Annotated in this window: 21 protein-coding genes; all 21 read right to left on the bottom strand. The window is 61.6% G+C overall.

Features of this window, described 5'->3' with window-relative positions; translation table 11 throughout:
* Window positions 1-19: 19 nt before the first annotated feature.
* The 21 genes from rpoZ to H8S57_RS02775 all read right to left on the bottom strand — a co-directional run bounded on the left by rpoZ (window position 20) and on the right by H8S57_RS02775 (window position 18,448).
* Window positions 20-217, bottom strand: coding sequence for a DNA-directed RNA polymerase subunit omega (gene rpoZ / locus H8S57_RS02675; protein ID WP_186906522.1), 198 nt, complete (start codon window positions 215-217; stop codon window positions 20-22).
* A gap of 6 nt (window positions 218-223) precedes the next feature.
* Window positions 224-835 (bottom strand): guanylate kinase, encoded by a 612-nt coding sequence (gene gmk / locus H8S57_RS02680; RefSeq protein ID WP_186906523.1) that lies wholly within the window; start codon window positions 833-835, stop codon window positions 224-226.
* Window positions 832-1,101 (bottom strand): extracellular matrix/biofilm regulator RemA, encoded by a 270-nt coding sequence (remA, locus tag H8S57_RS02685; RefSeq protein ID WP_186906524.1) that lies wholly within the window; start codon window positions 1,099-1,101, stop codon window positions 832-834. The genes gmk and remA overlap by 4 nt, the downstream gene beginning before the upstream one ends.
* A gap of 15 nt (window positions 1,102-1,116) precedes the next feature.
* Window positions 1,117-1,995, bottom strand: a complete 879-nt coding sequence (locus H8S57_RS02690) for a YicC/YloC family endoribonuclease (RefSeq protein ID WP_243204653.1) — start codon at window positions 1,993-1,995, stop codon at window positions 1,117-1,119.
* A 68-nt stretch (window positions 1,996-2,063) separates the two neighbouring features.
* Complete coding sequence (locus H8S57_RS02695) at window positions 2,064-2,600, bottom strand: hypothetical protein (protein ID WP_186906525.1); 537 nt, start codon at window positions 2,598-2,600, stop codon at window positions 2,064-2,066.
* Window positions 2,601-2,604: 4 nt separating this feature from the next.
* Window positions 2,605-3,228: a J domain-containing protein gene (locus H8S57_RS02700; RefSeq protein ID WP_186906526.1), complete on the bottom strand. Its 624-nt coding sequence runs from the start codon at window positions 3,226-3,228 to the stop codon at window positions 2,605-2,607.
* Window positions 3,225-4,103 (bottom strand): DUF5685 family protein, encoded by an 879-nt coding sequence (locus H8S57_RS02705; protein WP_186906527.1) that lies wholly within the window; start codon window positions 4,101-4,103, stop codon window positions 3,225-3,227. Before H8S57_RS02705 ends, H8S57_RS02700 begins: the two co-directional genes overlap by 4 nt.
* On the bottom strand, window positions 4,103-4,504 hold the full coding sequence (locus H8S57_RS02710; RefSeq protein WP_243204654.1) for a SoxR reducing system RseC family protein: 402 nt from the start codon (window positions 4,502-4,504) through the stop codon (window positions 4,103-4,105). Before H8S57_RS02710 ends, H8S57_RS02705 begins: the two co-directional genes overlap by 1 nt.
* A gap of 162 nt (window positions 4,505-4,666) precedes the next feature.
* On the bottom strand, window positions 4,667-5,911 hold the full coding sequence (locus H8S57_RS02715; protein ID WP_186906529.1) for a CdaR family protein: 1,245 nt from the start codon (window positions 5,909-5,911) through the stop codon (window positions 4,667-4,669).
* The gene (cdaA, locus tag H8S57_RS02720) at window positions 5,886-6,776 is read right to left on the bottom strand and encodes a diadenylate cyclase CdaA (RefSeq protein ID WP_186906530.1); all 891 of its coding nucleotides are present in this window, start codon (window positions 6,774-6,776) and stop codon (window positions 5,886-5,888) included. Before cdaA ends, H8S57_RS02715 begins: the two co-directional genes overlap by 26 nt.
* Window positions 6,777-7,027: 251 nt before the next feature.
* Window positions 7,028-7,504: an IS200/IS605 family transposase gene (gene tnpA / locus H8S57_RS02725; RefSeq protein ID WP_186906531.1), complete on the bottom strand. Its 477-nt coding sequence runs from the start codon at window positions 7,502-7,504 to the stop codon at window positions 7,028-7,030.
* A 197-nt stretch (window positions 7,505-7,701) separates the two neighbouring features.
* The gene (locus H8S57_RS02730) at window positions 7,702-8,997 is read right to left on the bottom strand and encodes a uracil-xanthine permease family protein (protein WP_186906532.1); all 1,296 of its coding nucleotides are present in this window, start codon (window positions 8,995-8,997) and stop codon (window positions 7,702-7,704) included.
* A gap of 108 nt (window positions 8,998-9,105) precedes the next feature.
* Window positions 9,106-11,427 (bottom strand): xanthine dehydrogenase family protein molybdopterin-binding subunit, encoded by a 2,322-nt coding sequence (locus H8S57_RS02735; RefSeq protein ID WP_186906533.1) that lies wholly within the window; start codon window positions 11,425-11,427, stop codon window positions 9,106-9,108.
* Window positions 11,424-11,900, bottom strand: a complete 477-nt coding sequence (locus H8S57_RS02740; RefSeq protein ID WP_186906534.1) for a (2Fe-2S)-binding protein — start codon at window positions 11,898-11,900, stop codon at window positions 11,424-11,426. The genes H8S57_RS02735 and H8S57_RS02740 overlap by 4 nt, the downstream gene beginning before the upstream one ends.
* A 13-nt stretch (window positions 11,901-11,913) precedes the next feature.
* Window positions 11,914-12,747: an FAD binding domain-containing protein gene (locus H8S57_RS02745; RefSeq protein ID WP_186906535.1), complete on the bottom strand. Its 834-nt coding sequence runs from the start codon at window positions 12,745-12,747 to the stop codon at window positions 11,914-11,916.
* Window positions 12,744-13,322 carry a hypothetical protein gene (locus H8S57_RS02750; RefSeq protein WP_186906536.1) on the bottom strand — a complete coding sequence of 193 codons (579 nt, stop codon included), beginning with the start codon at window positions 13,320-13,322 and terminating at the stop codon, window positions 12,744-12,746. The genes H8S57_RS02745 and H8S57_RS02750 overlap by 4 nt, the downstream gene beginning before the upstream one ends.
* Window positions 13,323-13,406: 84 nt before the next feature.
* Complete coding sequence (locus tag H8S57_RS02755; protein ID WP_186906537.1) at window positions 13,407-14,207, bottom strand: cyclase family protein; 801 nt, start codon at window positions 14,205-14,207, stop codon at window positions 13,407-13,409.
* 42 nt (window positions 14,208-14,249) lie between these two features.
* Window positions 14,250-15,677, bottom strand: a complete 1,428-nt coding sequence (locus tag H8S57_RS02760; protein ID WP_186906538.1) for a YlbE family protein — start codon at window positions 15,675-15,677, stop codon at window positions 14,250-14,252.
* 15 nt (window positions 15,678-15,692) lie between these two features.
* On the bottom strand, window positions 15,693-17,249 hold the full coding sequence (gene fdrA / locus H8S57_RS02765; RefSeq protein WP_243204655.1) for an acyl-CoA synthetase FdrA: 1,557 nt from the start codon (window positions 17,247-17,249) through the stop codon (window positions 15,693-15,695).
* On the bottom strand, window positions 17,242-18,099 hold the full coding sequence (locus H8S57_RS17990) for an oxamate carbamoyltransferase subunit AllH family protein (RefSeq protein WP_186906540.1): 858 nt from the start codon (window positions 18,097-18,099) through the stop codon (window positions 17,242-17,244). Before H8S57_RS17990 ends, fdrA begins: the two co-directional genes overlap by 8 nt.
* Window positions 18,100-18,103: 4 nt before the next feature.
* On the bottom strand, window positions 18,104-18,448 hold the full coding sequence (locus H8S57_RS02775; RefSeq protein WP_186906541.1) for a Zn-ribbon domain-containing OB-fold protein: 345 nt from the start codon (window positions 18,446-18,448) through the stop codon (window positions 18,104-18,106).
* Window positions 18,449-18,457 lie beyond the last annotated feature (9 nt).

Here is an 18,457-nt window from a genome sequence, read left to right on the forward strand (position 1 = left end):
GCTTGCCTCTCACACGGTCCTACTCGTCCTGCTGCAGCTCCACCTGGCCTTCGGCCACCTGATGGATGGCCAGGGTCACGGGCTTTTCGTCCAGCGGGATACCGGCATCCTCAGCGGCGCTGGCGATCTGGCGCGCCCGCTGAGCCACAACGTTGACCAGCATATACCGGCTGGGGACCTGCTCCAGCAGCTGATTCATGGGAGGTTCGAGCATCATAACGGATCAGACTCCTTCTACAAGATTCATACGATTTTTGGTGCGGCACCCCTCTGCCGTCAGGATGGCGATGATCTCGGCCGCCGCCGCCGACACCTTGTCGTTGACCACCAGATAATCATAGTTGGGGATCTCCCGATACTCCTCCCGTGCCTTCTGGAGCCGGCCCCGGATCACATCCTCCTGATCGGTGGCCCGTCGGTGGAGGCGGCGGGAGAGCTCCTCGAACGAGGGCGGGACGATAAAAATAAAGACCGCGTCGGGACATTTGGCCCGAACCTTTGCCGCCCCCTGGACTTCGATATCCAGAAGCACGTCGATACCGGCGTCCAGCTTTTCCCGGATCAACCGCAGCGAGGTCCCGTAATAATTATGGACATATTCGGCATATTCCAAAAGCTCATCGCCATCGATCATGGCTTCGAACCGTTCCCGGGTGACGAAATGATAATGGACGCCGTCCGCTTCTCCCACCCGCGGGGCGCGTGTGGTAAACGATACCGAAAAATAGATGTTCTCACGTTCGCTCAGAAGCTCCGCGATCACGGTGCTTTTTCCCACGCCGGAAGGGCCGGACAACACAATGAGCTGGCCCCTGGTCCGTTTCTTCGGCGTCATGCCTCCGCCTCCTCGCCCGCGCCCTCGGATTCCTTGCCGCCCAGGCGGCCGGCCACCGTTTCCGGCTGAAGCGCAGAGAGGACGATGTGGTCGCTGTCCATGATGAGCACCGCCCGGGTACGCCGTCCATACGTGGCGTCAATGAGCACGCCCCGGTCCCGTGCCTCCTGCACCATACGCTTGATGGGCGCCGACTCAGGGCTGACAATGGCAATGAGCCGCCCGGCCGAGACCATATTGCCAAAACCGATATTGATGAGTTTCATCTCTTGCGCACCGCCTTACTCGAGATTCTGGATCTGTTCCCGGATCTTTTCGATCTCGGCTTTGATATCCACGACGTAACCGGCGGTCTCGATATCGTTGCATTTGGAACCGATGGTATTGGCCTCCCGGTTGAACTCCTGGATCAAAAAGTCCAGCTTACGGCCTACCGCGCCGCCCTCCGAGAGCATATGGCGCAGCTGGGACAGGTGGCTGTGCAGACGCACCAGTTCCTCGTCCACCGCTACCTTGTCAGCGTAAATGGCCGCCTCGGTCAGGATGCGGGACTCGTCCAGCTGGGTGTTCTGGAGCACCTCGGACATCTTGCTCCACAGCCGTGCGCGATAGTCGGCCACAATGCCGGGCGCCCGGTCGGCCACCTGTTTTGTGAGCCCCTCGATGGTCGCGGCCCGGTCCAGCACATCCCGGCACAACCGCTCCCCTTCCCGCTCCCGCATGGCGTCGAAGTCCGTCAGAGCCAGCTTCAGCACCGTGCATAGGTCGGCGGAGACGGCCTCCAGATCCTCCTGGGTCTTCTCCACCAGGAAGACATCCTGAAAGCGGGAGAGCAGGGACACCGAGATATCGTCCTTCAAACCGTAGTCGTCCCTCAGCTGGCACAAGGCGGCATAATAGCCGTCGGCCATGGGCTTGTTGACGGAGATGGCCACATCCCCACGCTCCGAGGGGCCGATGGTCACGAACACATCCACCTTGCCCCGGGAAATATGCTGTTGTACCGTCGCCTTGATGGCATCCTCCGCGAATACATAGATGCGCGGCAGTTTTACCGTACAGTCCAGATAGCGGTTATTGACCGAGCGCAGTTCCACGGTGATGGTCCGTCCGCGCAGTACGGCCTCTCCCCTGCCGTAGCCCGTCATACTCTTTACCAAGGGGTATGCCTCCCTTTTTCCTTTGTAGGTGCGTCTTTAAAATCGAACTAATAAAGAATTATATCAAATTATCCAGCCTTTCGCAACACCTTGTCGATCCGCCCGGCATAGAAGGCGATCAGCTTGGAACATCCGACATCATAGATTACAAAGGCCGCGTTGCCCGCAAGGTATACCATCCCTATCTGATGCAGCGCGCCAGGCAGGAAGGGCAGCAGCACCGCGCGCAGGCTGAACCAAAACAGCGTGAGCACGGCGTTGAAAACCCCCAGCTTGCATACCCACTCCAGAATGATCCGGCGCAGGCGCTCAATCAGGCTCTTCAGAATGGGCCACAGGCCGAAAAAAAGCAGATACAGCAGAGCGTTGGCCTTATCCGGCAGAAGCAGCAGGCCCAACAGGCCCGTGGCGCCATAGCACAAAAAGCCGGCGCTCAGTCCACCGGAGACCACCGCCGCTGCCACCAGCAGGCCCGCAACGGCCACCACTCCCATCTGTCCGGTCGGCACAAGCGCAGATGCGTACAAAAATACCAGGGAGAGGGCGCTCAGCACACCCACCAAGGCCGCCCGGCCCGCGCTCTTCCCCGCTCCACTCCGCGCCATAACGTCAATTCCCGCAGCCGCCGCACAGGCAGTTGGCGCACATGCAGGCGGTGCAGCAATCGCAGGTATCCATCCCCCCTGCGCCATAGCCGTAAGGGCGGTAAGCCTGCCCCCCCTGGCGCATCATCACCATGGCCTGACGGTACTCCGCGTTGGACGGATCCATATTGCAGGCCATCTGAAAGTGTTGGGTCGCCTCGTCCAGCCAGCCCTTCCGGTAGGCGATGGAGCCGGTGAGAAAATGCCACTCCGCATCCTGACCGGGCGCGGAGCGCAGCAATTGCTCCGCCCGGCCGATATCGCCCAGGTTGATGCACTGGCGGACCTGGCTGTACAGGGAACCGGAGGCGGAATCGGAGTACTGACGCTGCTGCTGATAGCCGCCCTGATACTGGTAGGAACCCTGGCTCTGGTAGCCGCCGGAAGCGGAGCCTCCGCCGCTGCGCATTTTGGTAATGGTGTCGTAGGCCTGGTTGATCTCCTTCATCTTTTCTTCCGCCAGGTCGGCCAGGGGGTTGTTCTGATAGTTGTCCGGATGGTATTTCCGGGCCAGCTCGCGATAGGCGCGCTTGATTGCATCGTCGCTGGCGTCGGGTTTGACCCCAAGTACGCTGTAAGGATCGCTCATTCGTCTGTTCTCCTAGAATTTCTCTTTTTCACGGCCTTCCAACGGCCGGTAAACACCAGTTCCTCCACCAGGGGCAGTCCAAGGTACAGGATATTTTCCAGCACCCCCTGCCAGCGGCCCGGCTCCAGCAGGGCATAGGCGGAGCGGGCCAGGTTCAGGGAGTGGCGCAGGGTGGTACGCAGATAGGCCGCGTCCTCCGCACTGCGATCCGGAAAACGTGCCGAGACCGGGTTGTACGCCCCTGTGCGCCCGTCCTCCTCCAGATCGTCCCAGGCATCCACCAGGTAGATCCAGCGCCCCAGGTGATATAAAAGCTGTTCCATCGCCCGGTCACGGTCGGCCTCTCCGCTGGGAGGCGCGGCAGAGCGCAGGATTCGGGCAAAGGTGTCCGCCGTGCGGTCCAGCGAGGCGGAACGCTCCCTCTCCAGCGCCTGCAGCTCCTCCAGGCACTCCCGCACCGTCCGGTCGTACTCCGGGCGGAGGGCGGCGGCCCGCCGGTAAGCGGGGCGGAACAGAAGACTGAGCAGCCGCGCCAGCTGCCGCTCCCAAAAGCGCCCGTCCGCCACGGTATCCCGCAGCTTCCAGTAGCTCAGGACCGTACCCGCGTCGGCGGCGGCGCTGCCCCCGTCCAGGCACAGGCAATCCTTCTTGCGGCACCAGAGCCGGGCCGGGCAGCGCCGCCGTACCGGCCGGGTCCGTCCTGTCTCCCGGTCCAAGAGCATTGCAAGAAACGTAAAATCATAGTTCAGGAACATTCGGGCCCAAAAACCGTGGCGCGTCCCCAGGGCCTGGCACAGGCCGCAGTAGAGCGCGTCGTAGTCCCGCTGCTCGCGGACCTTCAGTTCCTCCCGATTGGGCCGGACGTAGCCGAACATCAGGCGGCAGGCTCGATCCCAGTGATCCGGAAGGAGATGCCGCGGCTTTTTCGCACGTGCCGGTCCAGAAAAATGGCCAAGACCACGCCGGCGGCAAAACCGATGCCGCCGCAGGCCGCGCTGACACCCTCGGTCATCCCCAGTGCCGCGGTCAGAAAGTAGCCCAGGAAGAAGAGCACAAAGGGCGCCAGATACACCAGGGCGGCCGCTTTCAGGACCCCGCCCGTAGAGGATTCCACCGTGACCCGGTCGCCCGGCATGGCCCGGACCGGATTTTCCGCGACGACAGCCACCGTGGAACTGACCATCAGCTCGCTGCATCCGCCGCCGCATTTGGAACAGTCGTGGCCGCAGGCCGACTGGCGCTTCACCGCTACCTCGGCCCGGCCGTCTTCCAACAATTTTGTAACTTTGGCTGTTTGAACCATGGTAACCTCCATGCGCACGCCTGGCGCTTAAACCGGTATGGGGCCTGCTGCGCAGGCATCTCCTGCGCTCGCTGCACAGCGGCGGGAAGCGGGGCGAAACTGGCTGCGTGACGCTCTGCGCACATCCACGCGCGGCTATTGGGTAATGGAGACTACGATGTTGTAATCTCCGACCACGCCGACCTCGCTGCTTCCGTCCAGATAAACCTTCACGGGAACGGTCTGGCTGCCCGCGGTACGGTCGGACAGGTCCGCCACGATCCGCAGCTGAGAGGCCAGCACAGCATCCACCGCCTCCTGCGCGCCCCGGATCTGAATACTGCAGGTCTGGGTAATGGCCTCGGCGGCATATCCCTCCGGGACATTGATCAACTCGATCTTGTTGGCCTCCAGCACTTTGGTGCTCAGGCCCTTGATCGCTACGGTGACCGTAACCTCCGTAACGCCGCTTACATTCGTCAGTTCCGGCGAAAGCTGTACGGGGAAGGTAACATCTTCCGAGGTAAAGACCTGATACAAATCCACGCTGCCTACCGTCAGCTCGTTGAGCCCCTCCAGATCATCCTCGCTGCCGGCCACCACAATGGAATCCACCGGTTTAAAGGTGACCTCCACCTGGCTGTCCACATCAGTGACGCCTCCTCCGGGGACCAGATCCACCGTCAGGGGGATCTCCTTGAGCTTATAGACCGGAAGCGTGACCAGAATCGTGCTCTCCTCGGTCACCAGCTGCGAAGCGTCCTCTTCCTCCAGAGGGCTGCCGTTCCGGTCGATGAAGACGAACGGCATCTCCTGACGGTAGGTTTCCGTCATTCCCTCCTGGGAAACGGTCACCTGGGCATAATCGATCTGCTCCACCAGCTCTTCCCTGCCCCGTACCGTTACGGTCTGCGGCGCCAGGGAAAATTCTCCCTGCTGATAATCTTCGGCCACATTGCCGGTCAGGACGGCACGCACCGGCACCTCTTTCTCGGTCCAGCGCGAGATGGTCAGGGCGATCTTTTCCGGGCGCTTTCCGCGCTCCTCGATCACCTCGCCATAGACCGACAACGGGTAGGTGATCTTGTAGTCCAGACTGACCTCGCCCGGCTCGTTAATATTGGACACATCCACCGTAATGGTAATATTTTCGTTGTCCAGACGGTTGAATACATTGCGTTTGGCCTGCAGATCCAGTGTGATCGTCTGGTCCGCGCCCTCGGAGACCATCAGTCCCCGCTCTTCCAGCTTTTCCAGTCCGGCGACGGTCACCTTGATCCCACGGACGGGGGCGGCCACGCTGGGGTTGGCCTCCTTCCCCACATAGAGCCAGAGGACGAAGGCCAAAAGCAGGGAGACGACGATATAAAACCACTTACTGTCTGTGATCTTTTTCCACATCGTTCTTCTCCCCCTTCCTGGAACGCAGCAGATTGGAAAGCTTGAATTTCGGTTCCTCTTCCTGCTCCTGCTCCGGCAGCAGCTCGTTGCGCAGCAGGCGCTCCAGGGTATCCGGAGACAAGTGGCGCTTGAGCATACCGCCCACCGCCACTGAGATGGAGCCGGTCTCCTCAGAGACGATGGCGACCACCGCGTCGGTCTGTTCGCTTGCGCCGATCCCCGCCCGATGGCGCATGCCAAGATCCCGGGACAGATTTACGTTGCCCGACATGGGGAGCATACAGCCCGCCCCAGCGATACGGCCGGAACGGACAATAACCGCTCCGTCGTGGAGCGGCGCTTTGTTCCAGAAGATGTTTTTCAAAAGCTCCGCGTTCACCGTGCAGTCCAGGGCGGTACCGGTCTTGATGGCGTCATCCAGCATATTCTTCCGCTCAAAGACCATCAGCGCACCGGTCTTGCTCCGGGACAGGGACGTATAGGCCTCTACCGTTTGCGTGATGGCGCTGTCCAGTTCGTTGCGCTCTTCCCGCTGGGCAAAGACCTTTCCCAGACTGCTGCGCCCCACCTGTTCCAAAAAGCGGCGGATTTCCGGCTGGAACAGGATAACCAGGGCCAGAACGCCCCATTCCACCACCTTGCTCAGCAGAAAGTTGACCGTATACAGGCGCAGGAAGCTGGAGACCCAAAGAGCCGCCACCAGCAGCAGGATGCCCTTGGCCACCCCGCCGGAACTGGTGCGGCGGATCAGCAGGATGACCTTATAGATCACAAAGGCCATGATGAGCATATCGATGACGTCGGCGACGCCGATGGGCCATATCATGCTTTTGACATCATCAAAGAGTTTTATGATCGTGTCCATTTCCCACGTCCCCCGGTTCCCATACGCTTGACGCCGACTGCGCCTCTTTCCCTAATTTAGTTATTATACTGTATTCCCAATCGCTTGGCAAGCACGGGAAGATTAATTTTCCGTGAACGCAATCATAACCACCGGCCGTGCCGGTGGTTTGCACGGGCCCCCTTGGGGCATGTCCCGGGCAGAGCCTATAGGCTCATCGAAAGGTCTGCCAATCGCGCAGATTTCCCGGGCTTGCCCCTAAAGGGGCCTATTTACTTGCCTTCTTTTACCGGCTTACCCGTAAACGGGTCGATGTACTCTGAAATACTCATTTGGTCCGATGTGATATCTTCCTGAAGCTGATTTCGGATATACTGCTCGATCGTGCGCCGATTTCGCCCTACCGTGCTCACATAATATCCCCTGCACCAAAAGTGCCGGTTCCCATATTTATACTTCATATTAGCGTATTTTTCATATATCATGAGACTGCTCTTCCACTTTAGATATCCCATGCTTTGCGCTATACTGTATTTGGGCGGAATACTGACGAGCATGTGGATATGATCTTTGCACGCTTCTGCTTCTATGATCTCCACTCCCTTATACTCACACAATTTCCGTAGCATTTGCACGATATCCTGTTTGATCTTCCCGTATATCACCTGTCTTCTATATTTGGGGGCAAAGACGATATGATATTTACATTCCCACTTCGTGTGTGCTAAACTTGATACATCAAGTTTCATCCGGACTTGATTCCTCCTTTGGTTTTTTGTGGCGGTTGGCAGACCTCTGCTATTATACCAAAGGAGGATTTTTTCCTGGCATAGCTAAAGCTTTTTGGAACCACCGGCACAGCCGGTGGTTTTCTCTTTACAAACAGGCCGGAGCGGCCGATTGGCCGCTCCGGCTTTCTTATTTGTCATGGACCTGGTTAACGCATTTACGAGGCGGCGCTCTCCTCCATTTCCTCCATGGAGAACTCATAGTCCTTGCCGGGGAGGGCCGCATTGAGGACGATGCCGAAAATGGCGGCGCAGGCCAGTCCGGACAGATTCACGTAGGGGCCCAATTGCAGGCCGCCGATACTGTTGATGCCCAGTCCGGAAACCAGTATAATGGCCGAGATCATCAGGTTGCGCTGTTTGGTCAGGTCCACATGGTTCTCCACCATATTGCGCACGCCGATGGCCGAGATCATGCCGTACAGGATGAAGGACGCGCCGCCGATGACGGCCGCAGGCATAGCTCCGATGATGTTTTCAAAGAAGGGGATGAAGGAAAGGATGATTGCGATAAGGGCCGCGATTTCGATGACGAAAGGATCGTACACCTTGGACAGTGCCAGTACGCCGGTGTTCTCACCATAGGTGGTGTTGGCCGGACCGCCTACCAGCCCGGCTAAGGAAGTGGCCACGCCGTCGCCGATCAGGGTTCGGTGCAGGCCAGGGTTGGCCAGGAAGTTGCGGTGGCAGGTCGCGCCGATAGCGGAGATATCGCCGATGTGCTCCATCATGGTGGCCAGAGCAATGGGCGCCATGGTCAAAATCGCGCCCACCTCAAATTTTGCAAGGGTAAAATTGGGGATAGCAACAATTTGCTCGGGCATAGAAAAGTTGACCTGTCCAGTAATCGCTCCGATGGCATAGCCGCCCACCACGCCCAAAAGGATGGGAATGATGCCGATCATGCCCTTACCGAACACCGCGCAGCCGATGATGATGGCCATAGTGATGACGCCTAGCCACCAGCACTGCTGTACGTTACCAATTGCCGAGGGCGCAAGGATCAGGCCGATCAGGATGATGATGGGGCCGGTGACCACCGGCGGGAAGAGCCGCATGACCCGCTTGATGCCAAAGGCTGTGATACAACCAGAGAGCACCAAATAGATCAGACCGGCAATGACGATGCCACCGCAGGCGTAAGGCAGGCGGCTGGGATCAAAGCCGGGTTCGCCGGCCATACCGCCGCAGACCACACCGAAGCCGCCCAGAAATGCGAAAGAAGAACCGAGGAATGCGGGTACCTTGCGTCCGGTAACGAAATGAAACAGCAGCGTACCTGCTCCCGCACACAGAAGCGTGACGGAAATGCTCAGACCGGTCAGGATGGGAACGAGGACCGTCGCGCCGAACATGGCGAACATGTGCTGGAAACCAAGGACGATGGTACGGGGCCAGCCGAGCTGCTCCCTTGCATGGTAAATCCCTTTGCTGTAGTCGATGTTTCTAGCCACTGAAATACCTCCCTCCAAACGGTTGCCTTCTTCTTGCCTTCAATTCTGGTGTTTGCCGCAGCTCCGGGGCTACCTCCTTCCTTGCCTGCGCAGCTGCAAGACCGTTTTTCAGCCCTTCTCGTTTTCCTGCTGCTCTCGCAACGCTTTCAGTACATCGTCCGGTGTGATGGGCATACGGCGGAACCGAACGCCGATGGCCTGATAGACCGCGTTGGCGATGGCAGGCGCTCCCGGGACCATCAAGGGCTCGCCCACACCCCGGGCGCCGTAGGGGCCGGTGGGCTCCGGATGCTCCACATACTTGACCACCAGCTCCGGCACGTCGTCCGCCGTTGGGATCTTATAGTCCACAAAGCTCTTGTTGAGTACCTTTCCGTCTTTGAGCTTGAGCTCTTCGAACAGAGCGGTGCCCAGAGACTGTACCATCGCGCCCTCCGACTGGCAGGTATAGGTCAGCGGATTGATAACCTTGCCCGCGTCGAAGCAGGAGACCATTTTGAGGACCTTGATATGGCCGGTCTGTGTGTCCACCTCTACCTCGGCCCCGTTGCAGCCGATGGTCCAGAAGGCCGCCGGATGGGAACCCATGCCGGTATCGTGGTCCACATTCAGGTTGTTTTCCAGCGTAAAGCAGCCCACGCCGATCGCGGGTCCGCCTACACCGGAACCGTCCGGGAAGCTGAGGCCCAAGGCAAAGTCGCTCAGCGGCACTTTCCGGTCGGGGTAGAGTTTATGCGCCACAAAACCGTCACGGAACTCCAGGTCCCGCTTGTAGGCCCCCAGCTTGATCTGGGCCAGATCCAGGATCTTGTTCTTCAGATCCTCGCAGGCCAGCTTGATCGCGTTGCCTGCGCAGTAGGTGGTGCGGCTGGCCACGGTCTGCCACTCATAGGGCGTGTGGTCGGTATCTCCAAACCGGCAGGAAATGAGCGCTGGGTCCACGTCCAGAGTCTCGGCGGCGATCTGGGTCAGGGCCGTCTCGGAGCCCTGACCGATCTCCTGCCCACTGGTCATCAGGATAAAGGTTCCGTCCTCGTTCATGCGGATGATGGCAGAGCTGCCTGCGTTGGTGGGCTGCGAGGGGGATTTCCAGCCCGCGGCCACGCCCTTCCCGCGCTTTCTGGTGGGGGACGGGTCCACCGGCTTTTTGTCATACTCGATGTCTTCCAGCACCTGCTCCAGGCAGTCATGGAAGCCGGAGACCTCCATCACCTCTCCGGTTCCGGTAACGCCGCCGGGGCGCAGGCCGTTGATGCGCCGCACCTGAGCCGGGTCCATCCCGATCTTCAGGGCTACCTCGTCGATATTCTGCTCGATGGCGAAATGGATCTCGCACATGCCGAAGCCGCGATAGGGGCCGCCCACGGGATGGTTGGTATAGACGCAGTAGCTGTCGGTCCAGACGTTTGGGATGTCGTAGGGCCCCGCAGAGGCCCAGCCGCCTGCCTTGGTAATGTTAACGCCGTACTCGGTGTACGCTCCTCCGTCCCATACAAACTCGTTCTTGACGGCCTGGATCTTTCCGTCCCGGTTGATCCCGGTCTTGATCCTGCAGTGCAGGCCCTGGCGGACATAGGAATTCTCGAACTCATCCTCCCGGGAGTAGTTCAGCTTCACCGGCCGGCCGCGGTTGCGCCGGGCCAACGGTATGATGATGCCCTCCAGAGTCGTGCCCGCTTTGGCGCCGAAGCCGCCCCCCACATAGGGCGAGATGACCCGCAGCTTGTTCAGCGGAATGTCAAAGGCGGCGGACAGGGCCTGGCGCACTGCGTAGGGGGACTGGATAGACCCCCAGACGGTAACCTTTCCGTCCAGATCGTACTGCGCCACGGCGCAGTGGGGCTCCAGCGGCACATGCTGCACGTGGGGGATGTAATAGGTATTCTCCGTAACGACGTCGCACGCCTCGAAGGCCTTGTCGACGTCCCCCTTGCGCAGCTTATAATGGTGAGAGATGTTGGTGTGGGGCACCGGATGGAAGATCGGGGCCACCTTGTAGGTATGCAGGTCCGGATGGATCAGCGGCGCGTCCGGCTTCATGCCCTCCACGGCGTTGGTAACGGCGGGCAGCTGCTCATACTCCACCTCGATCAGCTCCACGGCTTCGTCGGCGATCTCCGGGGTCTCGGCCGCCACGGCCGCCACGGCTTCCCCCCGGTATTTGGCCGTTCCAACCGCCAGGAAATTCTTATCCTCCAGATAGAGCCCGCAGCGCTTGGTGTAGCAGTCCCCGGTGATGACGCTGCGCACGCCGGGCAGGGCCTCGGCCTTCGACGTATCGATCCGCAGGATCCTGGCATGGGGATAGGGAGAGCGCTTCACCTGAGCGTAGAGCATGCGGGGCATGATGATATCGTCCACATACTGAGCCTGTCCGGTGACCTTTTTGATCGCGTCTACGCGCTGCAAGCTTTCGCCTACCGCCCTCATGCCGGGTCACCTCCTCCATTTGCCGCCCGCTCGATGGCTTCCACGATGCGGGCATAGCCAGTGCAGCGGCAGAGATTGCCGCTGATGGCGTCAATGATCTCCTCCCGGGTGGGGTGAGGCGTTTCCTCCAGCAGAGCGGTGGCCGACATGACGAAGCCCGGGGTGCAGAACCCGCATTGCAGAGCCGCCAGATCCACAAAGGATTGCTGGATGGGCGTCAGTTCCCCATCCTTCGCAAGTCCCTCTATGGTGGTGATGTGCATCCCATCCAGCTCGGGAGCCAGCACCAGGCAGGCGTTGACGGGCTTTCCGTCCACGATGACGGTACACGCCCCGCACTCGCCTGCGCCGCAGCCTTCCTTGGTGCCGGTGAGGGCCAGCTCCTCCCGGAGCACCCGCAGCAGGGTCTTGTTTGCCTCTACGTAGAGTTCCACCGGCTCCTCGTTGACAAAGAAATTGACGCGGTATTTCATGCGGCACACCCCCTCACATCAACGCGCGCAGACTGCGCTCCAACACCACGCCCGCGACCTCCAGCCGGTATTCCTGGGAAGCGCGCACGTCGCTGATGGGCGAGATCTCGCTGCGGGCCAGTTCCACCGCCCGGGTGATGCGCTCTTCCGTCAGAGGCTGGGCATCGAGCAGCGCCTCGGTCTGCCTCAGGCGGATGGGCGTCGGCGCCACGGACCCGTAGGCCACGCGCCAGCCTTCCCCCGTTTTGAGCACGGTGGCGCAAAGGGTGGACAGATCCACTTCCCGGCGGCGTGAAATCTTGGTGAACACCCCGTTTGCACCGGGGATGGCAGGTACCCGGACGGCGGTGACGATCTCCCCGGGACGCAGACTGGTCTTGCGCACGAAGACGAAGAACTCGTCCAGCGGGATCTCCCGTTCTCCCTCGCGACTGACCGCCACGACGCTGGCCCCATAGGCCAGCAGCGGCGTCGCGGTATCCGCCAGAGGGGAGGCGTTAATGAGGTTGCCGGCGCAGGTGGCCCGATTGCGCACCTGCTTGGAACCCACGCTCAGCGCCGCCTTGGCCAGAGTCGGGTAGTGGGTGCAGACCAGCGCCTCGTTCCCCAGCTCGTTCATCGTGACACAGGCCCCTATGGTGAGGCCGTGCTCCGGATCATAGGCGATCCCTCTCAGCCCGGGGATCCGTTTGATATCAATGACCGCCTTGGGCGCGATGAGCTTTTCGCGCAGCTGGATGACCACGTCTGTGCCGCCGTTGAGCAGCTTGCCCTCCGCTTCAAACCGGTCCAGCAGATCAAACGCCTCCTCCAGGGCAGCAGGGGCGTAATATTCAAATGCTTTCATCCCATTCCCTCCTTTCGCAGGGATACGGGCCGTTCCTGCGCCGGTCCGGCGAACGCCCTGCGCGCTCCGAAACTCAGCCGTTGGGCCACCAGGCCGCTCAGCCGGGTCCGATCGCCCAGATAGAGCGCCAGATCCTTCCACGCTCCGTCCGAAAGCGGAGCCGCCGGGTCCGCACAGACCTGCAGGAACAGCTTGTGGAGCAGGAACAACGAGTTGTAATAGTCGAAATAGTGCTTTTTCAGATGGGCGCTTTGCCCAATGGACTGAAACAGCGCCCGCAGCGTTTCGTCCAGCTGTGCGTCATAACGAGCCATCTCCCCGCTTCCGCCCAGCAGGAACGCATTCCGTACCGCCTCCGGCTGTTCCTCCATCGGCAGGAGCCGGCGCAGGCCGGAGGCGTCGGTCATGACGCGCGGCAGAAGATCCTCTCTCCCCGCGGCGTAATCCCTGGCCTCCAGAAACAGCAGCCCGAAACGGTCCCCCATCGCATGGGTGGAGCGGTTTTTCCAGAAATAGACCAGGCAGAGCGCGGCGATGACCAGAGCCATCATCCCATAGGCCAGCAGCTGCTGCATCTTCTCCTCCCTTTCCGCTGTCCATCCCGGACCGATCCCCAACCAGGGGCAGTTCCGCGCGGAACTGCCCCTGGCAGCGGTACATCACACGTCTTCGAAGCCGTCGAAGGCCACGATGCGGGAGATGCAGCTTTCCCCGTCCACCAGCTTCCACGGGAAGCAGCCGATGATCACGCGTTTGTTGGACAGCTGCTCGATCTCGCCGCCCAGGCACTCGGCATGGATCGCCTCGTAGGGCTTGCAGAACAGCTCGATATGCATGGCCTGATAACGGTCCGGCCAGGGATATACCTCGTTGAGCGCCTTGCCGTAGCGCTCCCGGAAGACCTTGTCGCACTTCTCGGCCTCCATGGGCTCCCAGTCGCGGATCTTGGTGTTCATGGGGTGGTCGGCGGAGCCGCAGTCCACGCCGATCCAGCGGATCTTCTTGTCGCGCACCCACTGAATAAAGTCCAGGGAGGGCCCCGGGTGGCGGAGCATATAGCGCCGCTCGTCGGCGGTGGGAGAATCCCATCCATAGATGTGATAGCCCGTGTTGATGATGAGGATGTCGCCCTCCTTCACTTCGACCCGCTTCTCGATGTCCTCAGGGGTGTAGATGCCCCAGTCCTCGGCCTGGTCGGACAGGTCCACCACCACGCCGGGAGCGCACAGTTTGGTCAGCTCCAGAGAGGCCATGTCCCGTCCGGCGGTGTCAAAATGCAGCGGGCCGTCCAGATGGGTGCCCACGTGGTTGGAATGGGTCAGCAGCTGGCCGTTGGCGCCGTTGGGGGCCAGACGCTTGAAGAATTTCATCTGCAGCGGTTCGTAAGTAGGCCAAGGGGGCGTGTTGATCCCGATGGGGATGCTCAGATCATACATTTTGATGTCGGACCATTTGCTCATAACGAAACCTCCTATCGTCTTGCCGGTACTGTTTCCTGCGTACTATTCGCACCAGGCCTGCGCGCAGGCCTCAATGGCCTTGCGGAAGCACTCCGCCGGCGGGTGCACCAATCCCGCGCCCACCTGTCCCACGCCGTAGTCCTTGTGGGCGATGCCGGTGTTGATGATGGGCCGGATGCCGGTCTCCACGACCTTCAGAAGGTCGATACCGGTGGCGCTGCCCCGGAAATCCAGGGAGGGGATCTTGTAGGCGCTGCCCTCCCCCACCGTGATCTCATACATCTGGGTGGAGTAGTTGATGGCGTCCTGCACCTGGCCGCCCACAAACTGGACGATGGCCGGGGCCGCCGCCATGCAGAAGCCGCCGATCCCCGCCGTCTCGGTGATGCAGCTGTCCCCCAGATCCGGATTGGCGTCCGCATCGTCAAATCCGGGGAAGTACAGCCCCTTGACCATCTCCGCCGGAGCGGTGAACCACGCTTCCGGCCCAAGGCCCGCGATGCGGATACCGAAGTCGGTCCCGTTGCGGCACATGGTGGCCACCACAGTGGAGCAGGGCACGTCAAAGACCGGGTCCATGGTGCACTTGCAGGCGGGCATCGACAGGTTCAGGAACGTGTGGTCATTGTTGTTCAGGAAGGCCAGCGCCTCCATCTGCCGCTCTCTGGGGAAATCCGTGCCCAGCACGTCCGGAAGGATCGCTCGGAGAAACAGGGATGTGCCCGCCTTGTTGCGGTTATGGGCCTCGTCCCCCATCTGGAGCGCTTGGGCGATCATGACCTTCATATCAACTTCGCCATGGCGCTCCAGCGCCGCCTTCAGTACGGGATAGTACTCGTCCCGCATGCGCCTGAGCCGGTCGAAGACCTCTTGGTCGCAGGCGCCGAAGCGCAGGACCTTGCCCAGGCCCTCGTTCATCGTGCAGTAGGCGTGGTTGCCGAAGGTCTTGTTCACGAGATGCCACACCGGCATGGAATAGGTCACCACGCCCGCCATAGGCCCTACGGCGCTGTGGTGGTGGCAGGGAGCGAAGGTGATCCTTCCGCTGGCGGCCAGGGCCTCCGCTTCCTCCAGGTCCTTGGCCAGCCCCTCGTAGATCAGACCGCCCATCACCGCACCCCGGACGGGACCGCACATACGCTGCCAGGTGACCGGAGGCCCGGCGTGGAGGATGGTGGTCGGGGTCATACCGGGGATCGCCTCCCCGGCGGTGGACATCCCCACCAGCACCGGCTGGGCCGCCAGAATGCGCCGCAGCGCCTCCTGGTTGGCCGCGGCGATCGTCTCGCTCAGCGGCGCCTGGCGCAGTTTGCGCAGGCAGGCGGCGATCTTCTTGTCCCCGCCGGCAACCGGCTTCCAGTCTACGTGGACGGCGCTTTTGCCCTGTTTGATCAAGTCCTGGTAAAAAGACTCGATTCCGAAATTCACCACCGAAAGCTTGCGTTCAAACAACTGGTTGACTTTGCTCATCTCTTCCTCCCCCCTCTACAGATGCGCCAGGATGCGCTGGGTGAAACGAGTGGCCTGGGCATTGGAGGGCAGAACGATGGCGCCCGCGTTGGCCAGCTTCATCCGGGAGCCGGACAGGCTCTGGGGGTCTGCTTCCGTACCGCAGACCGAGGCCACTACCGCCAGATAACGCCCCTCCTGGGCCGCCAGCGCCTTGGCGCTGCGGATGGCCTCAGACAAATCCTGCGCCGGGTCCTCATGAGAGCCGTAACCGATGACGCAGTCCACCAGTACCACCGCCGCCGCCGGGTCCGCCGCCTCCGTGACCACGCGTTCCGCCCGCAGGGAGGGATCGATCATGGGGTGCGGCCGTCCCACGGTAAACGCATCGTCCCCGAAGTCCAGGAAGGTGTGCTCCCGGCTTTCGCCGCCGCGGGCGTCCGCCAGCCGGTCCTCCGGCTTCAGCGGGATATTGGAGTAAATATGGCCCAGCGAGGCGATCATCAGCTTCATCGCCTCATCACAGAGCGTACCGCCGGTGTAAAGGCCCCGGACATACTTCTGGCCCGGCGCCATTTTGGCCGCCTCGGCCGCCGCCAGCTCTTCCGCTTTCAGCTGGCCCATGGCAAAGCCGGTGAAGTCTTCCGGCGTCTCGTCCCGGGCCAGCGCGGCGGCTTTGTGGGCCGCGTCTTCCAGGGAGACGGCGGCGTACAGGCCCCGTCTTTCGATCTCCGAGGCTTCGCCGCCGATAAAGCATACCACGGTGGGCTTGCCGCCCGCCGCCGCCTGATCCAGGATCTTTGCGGCGATCTCCGGCGCGGGGGGCTTGGAGACCAGCGTGATCACCTTTGTCTTCGGATCGTGGATCAGCGCATCCAGTCCAAGCCTCATCATGATGCCGCCGATTTCCTGCTTCAGGTCCCGCCCGCCGGTGCCCAGCAGCTGCGAAATGCCGCAGCCCAGCTGATCGATGATGCAGGAGACCTCCTGCGCGCCGGTACCCGAAGCGCACACCATACCGATGTCGCCGCTCTTTACCACATTGGCGAAGGCAAGGGGCGTGTTGTTGACGATGGCGGTACCGCAGTCGGGACCCATGACCAGCAGCTCCCGGGATGCGGCAAACTCCTTGAGGTCCTTTTCCTCTTCCATGGTCACGTTGTCGGAGAAGAGCATCACGTTGATCTCGTGCTCCAGGCAGCTGCGCGCCACCTCGTAGGCGTACTTGCCGGGCACCGAGATGACCGCCATGTTCAGCCCGCTCTCCAGCTTGAGCGCACCCTCCAGGGTGGGCGGAAAGTAATCCGTCTTGCGTTTGTCGGCCTTTTTGTTGAGCAGCTCATCCACCTTTGCCACTACGGCGCTGAAAGCGTCTTCGCTCTCACAGCTGGCCGCCACGAAAAAGTCGTTGGCGGTGACCGCGTCGAAGCCCTCCCCCGCCAGGCCGATATTTGCCGCGATCTCGCGGTTCAGATCCGTCCCCATGCCCACCAGCGCCTCGGTGACGCCGGGCAGCTTTTTCACATCCTTGGAGATGATCATCAGGGTGACGGAATCGTAATACGCGTTTTTCCGTACCTCTAGCTTAATCAATGCGTATCCCTCCAATGGCACAGGCATCCAGGACGCCAAAATAGACTCCGGTGAGGAAATCATAGCCGGAACTGCTGCCGAAGCTGGCCACCCGCAGCAGCCAGGTATGCAGCGCCCGGCGCTCACCGCCCCGGCGCAGGCAGCCGATCAGGCCGAGCGCGTCCTCCGAAAAATGCCCCTCCCCCGCCCGCAGGAGCAGGGCTGCGCTGATATCGTTGGTGCCCCGGGCCGCAGCGGCAGCGATTGCCTCCGCCATACCGGCCCACGCGCCTCCAGACGGCAGCAGCGCCAGATAGCCGCAGATCAGATCGTCCGATGAGGGGGTCAGCCCCGGCCCGCACCCCGCCATCCGGCGGGCCGCCCGGGCGGCGGTCTCGGTCTCCCCCGCCCGCACCGCCCGGCGCAGCGTCTCCAACCGGGGCGCCAGCAACCCGGCATAGAGGCCGTCGCTCCGCCCCAGGGCCAGCCGGGCCAGGCCTTCCTCCGGCGCCGCCGCCAAAAACTGCCGGACCATCCGTGCTCCCTCCGCGCCAGGCGCCGGCCCGGGCGTCAGATGCAGGTCCACCGCGCGGCTGGCTCCGAAGGACACCGCAACCGCCCCATCCACGGCGATCCCCCTGGAGCCGAGCGACAGCACGCCCGGCTCCAGGACCGTGTAATCCATCTCCTCTTCCAATCGGACCGCATAGGGCTGCAGGCATTTGCGCGGCGAAAGCAGGGTGACCAGGCCCAGCGGGGTATCCAGGTTGGCCGCCTCCCGAAAACGAGAGTGGAGCCGCGCAGGAAAGCACTGTCCCTCCAGGGCTGTCCGCAGCGCCGCACAGATCCGCTCTGCCTGTACTGTAGTCACGTCCTCAGGGTTTCTGGAAGATAAAGCCGTAATAGTCCTTCCCGACGCCCTCCTTGACGACCCCCACGGTGGAAATCAGGTCCATGCCGATCTCCGGACGCTCGTCAAAGCCGAGCTGACCGGTGGCGGTGACGCCGTTGTCGAACTGCACGATGCCGAAATTGAGCCATGCCTTCATGTACCCCTCCGGCAGGTTGAACACCCGGGTCCAGGTCAATAGCTTACAGTGGCCCTCCAAAGGCTCCTGCGTGAAGGAGCGGCCGTCGCATTCGGGATTCTGGCACACGGCATAGCGCGGATGATGCAGCTTGCCGCACTTGTCGCACCGATACGCATACATTTCTTGCATTCCGGTCCC

It is taken from the genome of Lawsonibacter hominis (genome assembly GCF_014287895.1).
GTDB lineage: Bacteria > Bacillota > Clostridia > Oscillospirales > Oscillospiraceae > Lawsonibacter_A > Lawsonibacter_A hominis.

Excerpts from the sequence above, each read along its gene's own strand:
- tnpA (WP_186906531.1), bottom strand. The coding sequence starts at position 7,504 with ATGAAACTTGATGTATCAAGTTTAGCACACACGAAGTGGGAATGTAAA.
- H8S57_RS02755 (WP_186906537.1), bottom strand. The coding sequence starts at position 14,207 with ATGAGCAAATGGTCCGACATCAAAATGTATGATCTGAGCATCCCCATC.
- H8S57_RS02760 (WP_186906538.1), bottom strand. The coding sequence starts at position 15,677 with ATGAGCAAAGTCAACCAGTTGTTTGAACGCAAGCTTTCGGTGGTGAAT.
- H8S57_RS02735 (WP_186906533.1), bottom strand. The coding sequence starts at position 11,427 with ATGAGGGCGGTAGGCGAAAGCTTGCAGCGCGTAGACGCGATCAAAAAG.
- remA (WP_186906524.1), bottom strand. The coding sequence starts at position 1,101 with ATGAAACTCATCAATATCGGTTTTGGCAATATGGTCTCGGCCGGGCGG.
- H8S57_RS02750 (WP_186906536.1), bottom strand. The coding sequence starts at position 13,322 with ATGCAGCAGCTGCTGGCCTATGGGATGATGGCTCTGGTCATCGCCGCG.
- H8S57_RS02740 (WP_186906534.1), bottom strand. The coding sequence starts at position 11,900 with ATGAAATACCGCGTCAATTTCTTTGTCAACGAGGAGCCGGTGGAACTC.
- rpoZ (WP_186906522.1), bottom strand. The coding sequence starts at position 217 with ATGATGCTCGAACCTCCCATGAATCAGCTGCTGGAGCAGGTCCCCAGC.
- H8S57_RS02775 (WP_186906541.1), bottom strand. The coding sequence starts at position 18,448 with ATGCAAGAAATGTATGCGTATCGGTGCGACAAGTGCGGCAAGCTGCAT.
- gmk (WP_186906523.1), bottom strand. The coding sequence starts at position 835 with ATGACGCCGAAGAAACGGACCAGGGGCCAGCTCATTGTGTTGTCCGGC.
- H8S57_RS02705 (WP_186906527.1), bottom strand. The coding sequence starts at position 4,103 with ATGTTCGGCTACGTCCGGCCCAATCGGGAGGAACTGAAGGTCCGCGAG.
- H8S57_RS02715 (WP_186906529.1), bottom strand. The coding sequence starts at position 5,911 with ATGTGGAAAAAGATCACAGACAGTAAGTGGTTTTATATCGTCGTCTCC.
- H8S57_RS02700 (WP_186906526.1), bottom strand. The coding sequence starts at position 3,228 with ATGAGCGATCCTTACAGCGTACTTGGGGTCAAACCCGACGCCAGCGAC.
- H8S57_RS02745 (WP_186906535.1), bottom strand. The coding sequence starts at position 12,747 with ATGAAAGCATTTGAATATTACGCCCCTGCTGCCCTGGAGGAGGCGTTT.
- cdaA (WP_186906530.1), bottom strand. The coding sequence starts at position 6,776 with ATGGACACGATCATAAAACTCTTTGATGATGTCAAAAGCATGATATGG.
- H8S57_RS02695 (WP_186906525.1), bottom strand. The coding sequence starts at position 2,600 with ATGGCGCGGAGTGGAGCGGGGAAGAGCGCGGGCCGGGCGGCCTTGGTG.